The following is a 12373-nucleotide window of genomic DNA, read 5'->3' on the forward strand; positions in this document are numbered from 1 at the left end:
AGTTCGCATGTCCGCTGTGACCATGTCACGGGCCGTTCGCCGCCGCTGGTGGTGGACCCTGTGGAGTCTTCTCGCCGTGCTGGCGACCGGCATCACGGCCTACTTCGTGCCGCCGTATCTGGTCGGCGGCACGACCGTTCCGGGTCTCGACATGAGCATCCCGGGGTACTACGTGAGTCTCGTGTTCCACGCGGTGCCCGCCGGCACGGCACTTCTCGTCGGGCCGTGGCAGTTCGTGCCGCGGTTGCGGGCCCGTTTCCCCCGTGCGCATCGGATCACGGGGCGGGTGTATCTGATCTCGGTCGTGGCCGCCGCGATGGCGGCGGCCTACTCCTCCGCGGTGACGCCGAGCGGCCCCACCTTGCAGGTGGCGTTCTTCGGGCTGATCGTGGCGTGGTTGTACACGGCGGCCAAGGCGTATCGGGCGATCCGCCGCGGCGAGGTGCAGTTGCACCGCATCTGGATGGTCCGCAATTACGCGTTCACGTTCGCCGCCGTGACTCTGCGGCTCTACCAGCTGACCGGGCTGGCGCTGATGGGCGTCATGCCGTCGCTGGAGTACCGCGATGTCTACGCGTCGAGCGCGTGGCTGTCTCTGCTGGGAAACGTGCTGGTCGCGGAGTACTTCATCGTTCAGCGCGTGCTGGCCCCGCTGGCGCGGCGGCGGTCGGCGGAACCGGACGAGGCTCTGCCACGGCAGGCCGAGGCGCTATCGCAGCAGTGAGCCGACTTCGTCGGCGTACAGCAGCCCGACGTCGATGTCCATGCCGGTGAAGTGGCCGGCGAGTTCGAGGGACAGCACGCCGTGCAGCCGGGTCCAGAACGTCAGGGCCTGGCGCAGGACGGCCGCCGGCGCGGTGGGATCAGGCGCCCAGTGCCGGTGGCTGTCGAGGTGAGCGCCGAATGGGGTCTCCGGCGATGAGATGTCGGCCTTGCGGTAAGCGCCGACCAGCACGGCCATGATCTCCTGCGACATCGCGACGGTGTCGGCGGGCGCCTCATAGCCCGGCACGGGTGTGCCGTAGATCAGCAGGTATCGGTGCGGATCGCTCAGGGCCCACGCGCGTACGACGTGCGCCAGCGCGGCGATGCCGGCACCGGAGTCGTACGCCTCGCGAACGGCGTCGGCGAGGCTGCGATAGGCGTCCCTGATGAGCGCCGTGATCAGATCGTCGCGACTGGCGAAGTAGCGGTAGAGGGCCGGGCCGCTCATGCCCAGCTGCTTGGCGATCGCCTTGAGGGACAACGCCGACACGCCCGTCGTGGCGATCTGCTGCCAGGCGTGTCGCTTGATCTCGTCTCGCACCTGCGCCCGGTAGCGCTCGCGCGGGCTCACCGCATCGCTGTCCATGGGTCGGCCTCTCTGGTCACCGTGCGCCACCGCGAGTTAGAGGCTATCACCATCGCGATTGACGATAGCGATGAGCCAGTTATAGGGTGTAACAAAAGTGAGCTTGGGTAATTAGCCGCTCGTCACCCGTACCGGAGAAGTGGTCTCGCTGATGCAGAGGGAACCGCGCTTCGACATGGCCGGCTACGCCGGCCTGGACCTGGACCGGTTCGTCCGCCGATCGTTGTGCAGCTGGGAACGGCCCGGATGGCGCTCGCTGCTGCTCCAGAAGTTCGAGCACGTCGAGGCAGCCGGTGAGATGGTCATGCCGCCCTCGGCGGACGCGCACCTGTGGCTGATCACCGGCGGCGCGGGACAGCTGCACATCGACACCGGCGAAGGCTGGCGGACCACACCCATCACGCCGGGCGAGATCGGGATGGCCACACCGGGCGTACCGACTCGCCTGCGGTACGAGACCACGGCGCCGATGCACTCCATCCACGTCCATCTCCCCGCCGACGTGCTCGACCGGGTGGTCGACGAGCTCGGTGGCCCGGCGCTCCCGGCCGGAGATCCGGCGCCGGACAGCGGCGAGCTGATCGGCGCGGTGCTCAAGTCGCTGGCCGCCGCCACCGCGGCGGGCGCGGACGAACTCTACGCCGACGCGGCCGCGCGGTTTCTGGTGGTGCACCTGGCGATCCGCGAAGGCCGGCGAGGCTCGGCGGACCGGACGAGGCGTGAGGACGTTCGAGTGCGCAAGGCCATCGCGTACATGCGCGACCGGTTGAGTGAGCCGGTGCGCCTGGCGGAGCTGGCCGAGGAAGTGCGGCTGAGCCCCTATCACTTCCTGCGGGTGTTCAAGCAGGCGACGGGGGAGACCCCGGTCCGCTACCTCACCCGGCTGCGTATCGCGCACGCGACGCGCCTTCTGGAGAACGGGATGACGGTGAGCCAGGTGGCTCGGCGGTGCGGTTTCAGCAGTCCAGGGCACCTGTCGTCCGCTTTTCTGCGGGAGACCGGTGTACGACCCTCAGCCGTGCCGGCCAAGTAGCGCGGCGGCAACGACCCTGCCGCGGATGGAGGCGACCGGCGGTCCTCGTGCCCGACGCCTGACAACGGTTCCCGTCGGCCAAGCGCGGTATCGCCGACGCTGTGCGGCAAGTCACCCGCCGTCGGGCCGGTCCTGGACGACGAGGTCGGCGTGATCTTTGAGCTGTCTGCGTGAGGTGATGCCGAGCTTGCGGAAGATCTTGCGCAGGTGGGCGTCCACGGTGCGCTTGCTGATGTAGAGCTGGACGGCGACCTCGCTGGAGGTGGCGCCCGAGGCCACGAGGCGGGCGACGGCGACCTCCTGCATGGACAGCCTCCCGTACGTCTGCTCGGACCGGACCTGGACCGTCTCGCCGGTGGCGCGCAGCTCGCCGGCGGCCCGCCGGGCGAAGCCCTCCGCCCCGGCCCTGGACAGCAGTTCGTGGGCGGTGCGCAGGTGTTCGCGGCAGTCACGCCGGCGGCCTTCGCGCCTCAGCCATTCGCCGTACACCAGGTGCGCCCGAGCCAGGTAGGGGAGCAGCGGGCCCTCGGCGAGCAGGTCGACGGCTTCCCGGTAGTGATCCTCGACGCCGGTCACAAGCCCTCGTGAGTAGGCAGCGACTCCCCGGCCGGCGGTGGTTCCGCCGGCCCGGGTGCGCTCGGTGAGGGAGTCCAGTGCCCGCGCCGCGGTGATGTGGTCCGCACAATGGACCGCGGCTTCGATCAGCTCCGGCAGGGCCGCTCCGGTGAGGAACAGATCATCGTGCTCGGTGGCCTTACGGGCCGCGGCCAGCGCGGCCGGGTATTCGGCCAGCCCGTTGTGGAGCATGGCCGTCGTCCAGTGCAGGTTCGTGACCTGTCCCGGCCATCCGGTGGCCGGTGCCGCGGCGGCCGCCTCGCACAGCTCAAGGGCCTCCTCGCGGCGGCCGCGCTGCGCGGCGAGGTGCAGCCGGTGGTGGAGCAGCGGGGGAGCGGCGCTCGCGTCGGCGATGGCCGCCTCCTCGGCGGTGGTGGCGATCGCCTGCCCGAGGTCGCCGATCAGGGTGGCCTCGACCGCCTTCTGCGCGAGGCCGAGCCTGAGCAGCAGCGGCGAGCCCGACGCGCGGCCCGCCTTCACCAGCCAGGTGGCGATGGCGGCCAGGGTGTCCGTGTCCCACAGCTCGACGGCGATCATCGTGGCGAGCGCGGGACGCCGCGTCCAGAACGGGTCGCCGATGCCGTAGAGGGCGTGGCGAAGTAGCGGAACCGCGGCGTCGTACCCGTCGTCGGCCAGCACGATCAGCGCGTCGAGGGCGTCCGGCGAGCTCGGTGCCGGTGCCGTGGAGCGGGCCGCGGTGAGGACCCGATCGATGACGGCACCGCCGCGGCCGACGGACAGGCTCATCTCGACGGCATCGAGGAAACACTCACGTGCCCGGTCCGGATCCAGGCTCGCCAGCCGTTGGGCGGCGCGCACCATCAGCATGGGTCCGGAGCCGTCGGCGTGCCTGGTGAAGGCGATCCGGCCCCGAAGTAAGTCGACCTCAGCACGCTGGAACTCCTCCAGCGCGGCGGGTTCGAGGAGCGCGAGCAGGTCCGCCGCCTTGCCGGAGGCCCCCGCGTCGAAGCCGGCCTGGGCGGCGCGCAGAGTACGGTCGATCCGGCGCGCGGGATCCAGCGACAGCGCCACCGAGCGCTCGAGGAAGGCCGCCGCGGCCGCCACGCCTCCGCGCGCCTGGGCACGCGTCGCGCACCGCTCCAGCTCGCCGGCGACGTCGTCATCGGGGCCGGAACCTGCTTGGGCGCGGTGCCAGGCCCGGCGGTCCGGAGCCGTGATCGGGTCGGTGACCGCCGCCAGCGCCTCGTGCGCCGCGCGGCGTTCGCCGGCGTCGGCGGCCCGGTAGACCGCGGAACGCGCCAACGGGTGGCAGAAGCGGACGCGGGTCCCGAACTCGACCAGTCCCGTCGCATCCGCCTCAGCGCCGGCCGGCGTCACATCGAGGTCCAGGTGGCGCGCGGCCGGCCAGAGCAGGCCCGGGTCGCCGGTCGGGTCGGCGCTCGCCACGATCAGCAGCAGCCGGGCCTCGGACGACAGACCGGCCAGCCTGGCGCGGAAGCCGTACTCGATCCGGGCCGGCATCGAGGACCCGTCAGGCGGGGCGAAGCCACCGGCGCGAGGCAGCTCCAGCAGCGCCAACGGGTTCCCCTGGGCCTCGGCGACGAGCCGGTCCCGGACCTGGTCGTCGAGGGGGAACGGGCTTCGCGTCGCCAGCAGCGCCTTGGCGTCCTCGTCACTCAGTCCGCGGACAACCAGTTTCGGCAGCTCGCCGAACCCGTCCGCCAGGCCGTGGACGGCCGGCTTCGGCAACTCGCCGAGCCCGTCCGCCACGTACGCCGGCCGTACCGCGAAGATCATCGCCACCGGGTCGGCGGCGATCCGGCGGGCGAGGAAGGCCATCGCCCTCGCGGACGCGCTGTCGACCCACTGCGCGTCATCGACCAGGCACATCAGGGGCCGCTCCCGGGCCGCCGCCGTCACCAGTCCCAGAGCCGCCAGACCGATGAGGAACGGGTCGGGTGTGCCCTCGGCCAGCCCGAAGGCCACCCGCAGAGCGTCGCGATGCCGGTCCGGAAGCTCGTCGAGGTGCTTCAGCATCGGCACGCACAGTTGGTGCAGCGCGGAGTAGGGGAGTTCCTGCTCGAACTCCGACCCGGAGGTCCGGACCACCCGGAACCCGGGCGCCGCGTTCCGGGCGTACTCCAGCAGAGCACTCTTGCCGATGCCCGCCTCGCCTTCCAGCACCAGCGCGCCGCCCTGTTCCGTACGCGCGGCGCCGGTCACCTCGTCGAGGCGTCGCTTCAAGTCGTGCCGGCCGACGAGCGGATCGGTGGTGAGCGCAGGAGACCGCATAACGGGAAACGGTAGAGGATCGCGGACCGGCCGGGTCAGGTTTCGTAGGCGCTCGTCAGGCGTGACCGGGACGCCTCCAGGTGGGCGGTCATGGCGGTCGCCGCCGCCTTCGGATCATTGCGGCAGATGGCGTCGAACACCGCGCGGTGCTCATCGGCGGCGTGAGTGGCGATCCCGTGGCGGAAGTAGAGGCGGTAGCCATGGGTGTGCGCGCGGAACCTGCGCAGCGTGTCGGCGATGAGCGGGCTGCGACTGGCTTCGGCGATCGCGTTGTGGAACAGGGCGTCCAGCTCCGCGAAGCCGCGATACGCCTCGTAGGTGTCGCCGACCAGCGGTGACATCATCTGCTCCAGCGACCCCCGCATGGCGCGCACCTCGGCGGCCGTGGCGTAGCGTGCGGCACGCGCGGCGGCGGACGGTTCGAGGAGCAGGCGGACGTCGTACAGGTCGTCAAGGGCGGCCCGGTCGAGCAGGGGAGCCACCAGATAGCCCGTGTTCGGCCGGCGGACGACGAGCCCCTCCGACTCGCAACGCGCGAGCGCTTCGCGGACCGGAGTCTGCGACACGTCGAGCTCGCGGGCGAGCCCGTCGATCGACAGCTTCGCCCCAGGCTCCAGATCGTGATCCATGAGCCGGGCCTTCAGCGTCTGGAAGACCGATTCGCGGACGCTGACCTTGGCCGGCTCGCCGGAACCCGGGCCGCCGGACGCGCCCGTCACCGGCGTCGAGTCACTCATCTCCCCTCCCAATGAACTTCCCTATTCGTGGTTGACACATGCCCGAAACGCCCTGCATCCTCATGCAAATCGTATCGTATCCGATCTGGGCAAGCCTGCCCAACGCAGAAGGATGAGCTCGTGACCTTTCCCGACTGGTTCGGCGAGGCGGGTTTCGGCCTGTTCGTGCACTGGGACCATGCGAGTCAGCAAGGCGTGGAGATCGGCTGGCCCCTGGTGGGCCACTCGATCCTGCCGGGCCGGACAGAACCCGAAGCCGACATGACCATCGCGCAATATCAGTCGAGCGCGGCCACGTTCGACCCGCGGCGCTGGGATCCGCGCGGCGTCGCGCGGCTCGCCCGCGACGCGGGTGCCCGCTACGTGGTCTTCACCGTCCGCCATCACGCCGGCTACTCGATGTACCACACGAGGCAGTCGGAGTTCTCCATCGCGGCCTCGCCGTACGGGCGTGACATCACCCGGGAGTTCTTCGACGCGTTGCGCGCCGAGGGCCTGCGTGTCGGCGTCTACTACTCGCTGCTCGACTGGAACCATCCCGACTACCCGGCGTTCACCGACGCCGATCGTCCCTACCCGCACGACCGCTACCGGCGGCCCGCACCGGAGCAGTGGGCGCGATACCTCGACTACGTCAAGGGACAGCTCACCGAACTGCTCACCGAGTACGGGCCGATCGACCTGCTGTGGTTCGACGGGGAGTGGGAACGCACCGCGGAGGAGTGGCACGCCGCCGAGCTCCGCGAGCTGATCAAATCCCTGCAGCCGGACGTGATCATCAATGACCGGCTGCCGGGCCAGGGCGACTACGCGACACCTGAGCAGGGCATGCCGCGCCGGCCACCGGGCGGACCGTGGGAGCTGTGCCTCACCATGAGCGAGAGCTGGGCCTACCGGCCCGACGACCTCGACTACAAGAGCCCGCGGCTGCTCGCCTCCTACCTGAGCGAGGTCGTCTCCCGGGGCGGCAACCTCCTGCTCAACATCGGGCCGCGGGGCGACGGGTCGCTCGTGCCGGCCGAGGTGGCCGCGCTCAAGCAACTCGGCGGCTGGCTCGCCGGCCACGGCGAGAGCATCGTCGCGGCCACGCCCGCGCCGCGACGCCTCGACTTCCACGGCCCGGCCACGCAGCGCGGCAACACCATCTACCTCCACCTGCTGCTGCGACCACAGGACGTGCTCGTCGTCAGGAACGTTCCCATCGGCTCGGTCGTCGGCGTTCGTCTGCTCGGCACCGAGCAACCGCTCGAGTACAGCCTCAACGAGGAAGTGCACAAGGCGAACGGCGCGGACGACGAGCCGCTCGGCGAACTGTTCATCACCGTGCCGCCGCCGACCGGCGCGCTCATCGACGTCATCGCCATAGAGCTGTCAGCTCCCTGGAAGGACGGCTCCCATGCCACTGTCTAGAACTCTCAAGGTAGCCAGGCCCGTCCTCGCGGGCGTCCTGCTCGCGGCCGCCGTCGTCGCGTGCGGCACCGGCACCGGGCCAGGCGGCGGCGACGGCAAGTCGCTCCGGATCCAGATCCCCACCGGACCGCTGGCCGGCGCGATGCAGCAGGTCGGCAAGGACTTCGAGAAGGCCAACCCCGGCACGGTGGTCACCTTCGAGGGCGTCGACTCCGGCAGCTCCCGCGGCCCCAATGTGGCCCTGCTCAGTTCGACCGGCACCCCGGACATCGGCTACCTCCAGCGCAGCACGGGCGTCTGGTCGGCGCTGCTGAAGAACAAGCAGCTGACCCCACTGGACGACGTCTGGAAGGCCGCGGGCCTGGCGGACAAGTACTCCAAGAGCCAGGCCGACTACTACACGACCGACGGGCACCACTACGGCGTCCTCTACGAGCAGCTGCTGATCAATCCCGTCTACTACAACAAGGCGGCCTTCGCGAAGGCCGGCATCGCCGACCCGCCCGACCACCAGGTGGCCTCCGTCGCCGACTTCGAGTCCATGGTGGGCAAGGTCAAGGCCGCCGGTTACGAGGGGTTCGGCGTGGGCGGTTCGAGCCCGTACGACCTGGGGCACACGCTGGACGCGCTGCTGCCCACCGCGGTGCCGGCCGAGGACTACGACGCCATGCTCACCAACTTCAAGCCCGGATCACCCACGGACGTCAAGTACACCGACCCCGGCTTCGTGAAGGTGCTCCAGACGATCCAGGACTGGCAGAAGAAGGGCATCTACCAGAACGGGATGCTCGGCATGGACACCGACCAGGCCCAAGGGCTGTTCACCAGCGGAAAACTCGCGATGCTGCAGGGCGGCAACTACTCCTACTCGAGCCTGAAGGAGGCCAAGCCGTCGTTCGAGATGGGCTGGTTCCTGCTGCCCCCGCTCACCCCGGGCCGCAAGACACCCTTCGACGCCTTCAACGGTGACACCCTGGTGGTCCCGGCCAAGGCGGCGAACCCGGAGCTGGCCAAGAAGTTCCTTCAGTTCTTCATGACCGACAAGTACCAGGTCAGCGTCATCGCGGCCACCGGTTCGCTCCCGGTGTTCACCTCGATCCCCGCGTCGAGCCTGTCGAACCTCGGCGACCTGGTGCAGCAGCAGTTCGAGCTGTCGCGGTCCGTCGGATTGGTCAACATCTGGGACTCCACCGTGCCGTCCACGCTCGGGCAGGCGTTCTCCGTGCCGGTGCTGCAGAAGCTCGTGGCCGGCAAGCTGACCCCGCAGGAGGCGGCGCGGCAGTACCAGTCGGCGCTGGAGGACCTGCAGTCCGGCAAGGTGTCGGGAGCGTCGGACTGATGATCGCCGACAAAGTCGTCCTGGCGACGACCGCCACGGCGCGGCCGCCGCGCCGGAGGGCACGGATCTTCCCGATCGCGATGATGGTCCCGGCCCTGGTGCTGCTGCTCGTGCTCGTCGCCTACCCGATCACCGGATCCGTGCGGATCAGCCTCGGTACCTGGGACGGCATCGGCGCGGTCGCCTACCACGGCCTCGACAACTACCGGCGCCTGCTGCGCGATTCGCTGGTCTGGCAGTCCATCGGGACCAGCCTGCAGTTCTTCGTCGGGACCGTGGTGTTCACGGTGACCCTCGGCTGCCTCCTGGCCAACGCGATCAGCCGGAAGGTCCCCGGCGCCCGGATCTTCAAGGTCGTCTGGTTCCTGCCGGTGATCATCCCGGTCAGCATCGCGGGCATCTTCTGGTCGAACGCCTTCCAGCCCACGACCGGCGTGGTGAACTCACTGCTCGGCCTGATCGGGCTCGGCGACGATCACGCCTGGCTGGCGTCGTCCTCGGCGGCACTGTACGCGGCGATCTTCGTCGCGGTGTGGACGCAGACCGGGTACGCGATGCTGATCTTGCTGGGCGCGATGGAGGCCATCCCCGAGGAGGTGCACGAGGCGGCGACGCTCGACGGCGTCGGAGCGGCCGGCCGGCTGTTCCGGATCACCTTGCCGAACATCGTACCGATGCTGGGCACGATCACGACGTTGACCTCGGTGTTCTCGTTCAACGCCTTCGGCATCATCTACGCGATGACCCGAGGCGGCCCGGGCAACTCCACGAGCATCCTCCCGGTGCTGGTCTACAAACAGTCCTTCGTCGACCAGGACTACGGCTACGGCTCGGCCACCGCGGTCATCACCACGCTGATCGTCGCCGTCATCGGGATCATGGTCATGCGGATCTTCCGCCAGCAGACCCTGGACGCGCGATGACCGCGCCACGGACTCCGAGCCGGCCGCGCCCGGCCGTACGGCGGCGCTCGGTGTGGCGGCACGGCCCGCTCTGGTACGTCGGCTACGCGCTCCTGCTGGTCTGGACGGCGATCACGGTCGTGCCGTTCGTGTCGATGCTGCTTCTGTCACTGCACCCGACCAGCGACATCTACGCCCACCCGCTGGGGCTGGGCGGCCAGTGGGTGCTGTCGAACTACGCCGACGCCTGGCGGGGCGTGGTCGGTGGCGCGCCGCTGTCGACGTACATCATCAACAGTGTGCTGGTGGCACTGTGCAGCCTGGCCATCGGCGTGACCTGCGGCAGCCTGGCCGGCTATGGCCTGGCCCGCGCCACCAGGGGCCTGTCGAACGCGGTCAGCCGCGTCATGGTCCTCGCCCTGAGCGTCCCGCTGGTCGTCGCGCTGATCCCGACGTTCGAGCTGCTGGGCAGGTATCGGCTGCTCAACAGCGTGGCGGGCATCTCGCTGGTGTACGCGGCGTTCATGACGCCCACCATCGCCCTCATCATGCGGTCGGTGTTCGCCGCCGTGCCGCGGGAACTGCTCGAGGCGGCCAAGATCGACGGTTACGGGGAGCTCGCCGCGCTGCTCCGCGTGGTCCTGCCCATCAGCAAGGGCGGTTTCGTCTCCGTCACGCTGCTCGGGCTCATCTTCGTATGGAGCGAGGTCCAGTTCGGAGTCGTGCTGCTGACCCGCCCGCAGGACCGCACACTGTCGGTCGGTCTGCTCTCCTTCCAGGGCCAGTTCGTCAGCGACCAGGGGGCCTTCTTCGCCGGCCTCGTCATCGCGACCTTCCCGATCGTCATCCTCTTCCTGATCTTCCAGCGCTACGTCACGAGCGGCATCACCCTGGGTGCGCTCAAGTGAAGAAAGCACATGACATGCCCCGAATCGAACGAATCGACGTCCAGCTGGTCGACCTGCAACCGGCGGCCGTCCGCGTCGACGCGATGCAGTCCTTCGTCAAGCAGGAGACGGTGCTGGTCACCGTGCACACCTCCGACGGGCTGTCCGGCACCGGGTACTCCTACACGATCGGGACCGGCGGGCGGGCCGTCACGTCACTCATCACCGACCACCTGGTCCCGGCGCTTCTGGGCCGGGACGCCCGGCCGGTCGAGGCGCTGTGGCGGCACATGCTCGACCAGACCCGCGCGACCACCGTCGGGGCCATCACCTCACTGGCGTTCGCCGCCGTCGACACCGCGCTCTGGGACCTGCGCGGCCGCCGTACCGGGGAGTCGCTGTGGCGGATGGCAGGCGGCGCGCACGAGCGGCTACCCGTCTACGACACCGAGAGCGGCTGGCTGCACCTGCCCGTCGAGGAACTGGTGGACGGCGCGAAGCGGGCGGCCACAGCCGGGCTGCGCGGGGTGAAGGTCAAGGTGGGCAGACCGTCGCTCGCCGAAGACGCCGATCGCCTCGCGGCCGTCCGCGAGGCGGTCGGACCGGGCTTCGAGGTCATGGTCGACGCCAACCAGGCGTTCACCTCCGCGGAGGCGATCCGGCGCGCCCGGACCTACGAGCCGCTCGGCATCGCCTGGTTCGAGGAGCCGCTGCCCGCGGACGACCTGCACGGACACCGGAGACTGGCGGCCTCCACCTCGGTGCCGGTGGCGGTCGGCGAATCCCTCTACTCCCTCCAGCGGTTCGGCGACTACCTGGCCGCGGGCGCGGTCGGCATCGTGCAGGTCGACGTGGCCCGCATCGGCGGGATCACCCCATGGCTGAAGGTCGCCCACGCCGCCGAGGCGTTCAACGTCGCGGTGAGCCCGCACTTCCTCATGGAACTGCACGTCAGCCTGGCCGCCGCGGTGCCGAACGGGATGTACGTCGAGTACATCCCGCAGTTGCGGGCGATCACCCGCGGCTCTCCGGTGATCGAGGACGGCCAGATGACACCGCCCGACGTTCCCGGCATCGGGATCGACTGGGATCCCGATGCCGTCGACGACCATCGCGTCGCCTGAGCCCCGTCGGCGAGCCCGCCGACGACATGGGCTGGCGGTCGATGCCGGAAACCCGCCGGCCTTTCCCGCCGCCCTGGCCACCGCGCCCGCACGCGGGGGTGAGCCCTCTGCGGCGAGAGGCGCTCCTGGCGCTGACCGATCGGCGGGAGCCGCGCCCCGGCGCCGACGAACGGCTGCGCGCGGTGGTGATCGACGGGCTCGCCGAGACCCCGGAGCAGTCCCCGCACCTGCCCGATCCGCGCGACGACCGGCTGCGTGGCGTCACCGATCTCCTGCACGCCGATCCCGGCCGCACCGCGACCCTGGCCGAGCCACTCCTGGGCCTCCGGCTCGGCCTGCTCGAACGGGGTCCCGGCTCCCGGCAGCCGCCGCGATCACTACCGCTTTCGTCAGGGCGCTTGGGCGAGTCTGATGTCACAGCAGAACGCGATGCCGGCCACCATGGGCGCGGCCGCCCAGGAAGGTCTTGACGCGGCGGGTGAGGACAGCGTCACCGGCCGGCGCCTGCACGAGATGAAGGACTTCTACGCCTACATGACCGAGCAGTTGATTCCCCTCATCGACAGCTGGCGCGAGCGATTCGCCGCCCAGCACGCTGACACGTCCCGCTAGGGACCCGCGGCGACCACGCGCCACCCTGGAACACAAGTGACCGGGGACGGGTGGAGGCCTTGCCGGTGGCGTCCACCCTGTGATGCGACCCCACCCGGCGGGCATAGTGC

At 70.1% G+C, this 12373-nt stretch carries 12 protein-coding genes; 9 read left to right on the top strand and 3 right to left on the bottom strand.

The annotated features are described in order from the left end of the window. Positions 1 to 7: 7 nt before the first annotated feature. Positions 8 to 724: a DUF2306 domain-containing protein gene (locus tag ACQP2T_RS29900; protein ID WP_433519378.1), complete on the top strand. Its 717-nt coding sequence runs from the start codon at positions 8 to 10 to the stop codon at positions 722 to 724. Here ACQP2T_RS29900 and ACQP2T_RS29905 read toward each other — a convergent pair. Next, complete coding sequence (locus ACQP2T_RS29905; RefSeq protein ID WP_433519379.1) at positions 710 to 1351, bottom strand: TetR/AcrR family transcriptional regulator; 642 nt, start codon at positions 1349 to 1351, stop codon at positions 710 to 712. The genes ACQP2T_RS29900 and ACQP2T_RS29905 overlap by 15 nt on opposite strands. Positions 1352 to 1502: 151 nt before the next feature. Between ACQP2T_RS29905 and ACQP2T_RS29910 the strand changes: the two genes are divergently transcribed. After that, complete coding sequence (locus tag ACQP2T_RS29910; RefSeq protein WP_433519380.1) at positions 1503 to 2384, top strand: helix-turn-helix domain-containing protein; 882 nt, start codon at positions 1503 to 1505, stop codon at positions 2382 to 2384. A 111-nt stretch (positions 2385 to 2495) separates the two neighbouring features. On the opposite strand, the gene ACQP2T_RS29915 is transcribed toward ACQP2T_RS29910, so the two are convergent. Beyond that, positions 2496 to 5252 carry an ATP-binding protein gene (locus ACQP2T_RS29915; protein ID WP_433519381.1) on the bottom strand — a complete coding sequence of 919 codons (2757 nt, stop codon included), beginning with the start codon at positions 5250 to 5252 and terminating at the stop codon, positions 2496 to 2498. Between the two features lie 35 nt (positions 5253 to 5287). Continuing rightward, positions 5288 to 5989 (bottom strand): GntR family transcriptional regulator, encoded by a 702-nt coding sequence (locus tag ACQP2T_RS29920; protein WP_433519382.1) that lies wholly within the window; start codon positions 5987 to 5989, stop codon positions 5288 to 5290. A gap of 120 nt (positions 5990 to 6109) precedes the next feature. On the opposite strand from ACQP2T_RS29920, the gene ACQP2T_RS29925 reads away from it, so the two are divergent. The 7 genes from ACQP2T_RS29925 to ACQP2T_RS29955 are packed head-to-tail and all read left to right on the top strand — an operon-like array spanning position 6110 to position 12263. Then, positions 6110 to 7399 carry an alpha-L-fucosidase gene (locus ACQP2T_RS29925; protein WP_433519383.1) on the top strand — a complete coding sequence of 430 codons (1290 nt, stop codon included), beginning with the start codon at positions 6110 to 6112 and terminating at the stop codon, positions 7397 to 7399. Continuing rightward, on the top strand, positions 7386 to 8738 hold the full coding sequence (locus tag ACQP2T_RS29930; RefSeq protein ID WP_433519384.1) for an ABC transporter substrate-binding protein: 1353 nt from the start codon (positions 7386 to 7388) through the stop codon (positions 8736 to 8738). The genes ACQP2T_RS29925 and ACQP2T_RS29930 overlap by 14 nt, the downstream gene beginning before the upstream one ends. Then, positions 8738 to 9661 (top strand): carbohydrate ABC transporter permease, encoded by a 924-nt coding sequence (locus tag ACQP2T_RS29935; RefSeq protein WP_433519385.1) that lies wholly within the window; start codon positions 8738 to 8740, stop codon positions 9659 to 9661. The genes ACQP2T_RS29930 and ACQP2T_RS29935 overlap by 1 nt, the downstream gene beginning before the upstream one ends. Further along, a complete protein-coding gene (locus ACQP2T_RS29940) occupies positions 9658 to 10548 on the top strand; it encodes a carbohydrate ABC transporter permease (protein WP_433519386.1) in 891 nt (296 codons plus the stop codon). Before ACQP2T_RS29935 ends, ACQP2T_RS29940 begins: the two co-directional genes overlap by 4 nt. Before the next feature lie 14 nt (positions 10549 to 10562). Continuing rightward, entirely contained in the window at positions 10563 to 11651 is a 1089-nt protein-coding gene (locus ACQP2T_RS29945) for a mandelate racemase/muconate lactonizing enzyme family protein (RefSeq protein ID WP_433519387.1), read from the top strand. Positions 11652 to 11692: 41 nt separating this feature from the next. Continuing rightward, positions 11693 to 12121 carry a hypothetical protein gene (locus ACQP2T_RS29950; RefSeq protein ID WP_433519388.1) on the top strand — a complete coding sequence of 143 codons (429 nt, stop codon included), beginning with the start codon at positions 11693 to 11695 and terminating at the stop codon, positions 12119 to 12121. Beyond that, positions 12081 to 12263, top strand: coding sequence for a hypothetical protein (locus ACQP2T_RS29955; protein WP_433519389.1), 183 nt, complete (start codon positions 12081 to 12083; stop codon positions 12261 to 12263). Before ACQP2T_RS29950 ends, ACQP2T_RS29955 begins: the two co-directional genes overlap by 41 nt. The last annotated feature ends 110 nt before the right edge of the window (positions 12264 to 12373 follow it).

The sequence above is a fragment of the Nonomuraea sp. CA-143628 genome, assembly GCF_050942315.1.
Taxonomy (GTDB): Bacteria; Actinomycetota; Actinomycetes; order Streptosporangiales; family Streptosporangiaceae; genus Nonomuraea.

Excerpts from the sequence above, each read along its gene's own strand:
- ACQP2T_RS29900 (WP_433519378.1), top strand. The coding sequence starts at position 8 with ATGTCCGCTGTGACCATGTCACGGGCCGTTCGCCGCCGCTGGTGGTGG.
- ACQP2T_RS29905 (WP_433519379.1), bottom strand. The coding sequence starts at position 1,351 with ATGGACAGCGATGCGGTGAGCCCGCGCGAGCGCTACCGGGCGCAGGTG.
- ACQP2T_RS29910 (WP_433519380.1), top strand. The coding sequence starts at position 1,503 with ATGCAGAGGGAACCGCGCTTCGACATGGCCGGCTACGCCGGCCTGGAC.
- ACQP2T_RS29915 (WP_433519381.1), bottom strand. The coding sequence starts at position 5,252 with ATGCGGTCTCCTGCGCTCACCACCGATCCGCTCGTCGGCCGGCACGAC.
- ACQP2T_RS29920 (WP_433519382.1), bottom strand. The coding sequence starts at position 5,989 with ATGAGTGACTCGACGCCGGTGACGGGCGCGTCCGGCGGCCCGGGTTCC.
- ACQP2T_RS29930 (WP_433519384.1), top strand. The coding sequence starts at position 7,386 with ATGCCACTGTCTAGAACTCTCAAGGTAGCCAGGCCCGTCCTCGCGGGC.
- ACQP2T_RS29935 (WP_433519385.1), top strand. The coding sequence starts at position 8,738 with ATGATCGCCGACAAAGTCGTCCTGGCGACGACCGCCACGGCGCGGCCG.
- ACQP2T_RS29940 (WP_433519386.1), top strand. The coding sequence starts at position 9,658 with ATGACCGCGCCACGGACTCCGAGCCGGCCGCGCCCGGCCGTACGGCGG.
- ACQP2T_RS29945 (WP_433519387.1), top strand. The coding sequence starts at position 10,563 with ATGCCCCGAATCGAACGAATCGACGTCCAGCTGGTCGACCTGCAACCG.
- ACQP2T_RS29950 (WP_433519388.1), top strand. The coding sequence starts at position 11,693 with ATGCCGGAAACCCGCCGGCCTTTCCCGCCGCCCTGGCCACCGCGCCCG.
- ACQP2T_RS29955 (WP_433519389.1), top strand. The coding sequence starts at position 12,081 with ATGCCGGCCACCATGGGCGCGGCCGCCCAGGAAGGTCTTGACGCGGCG.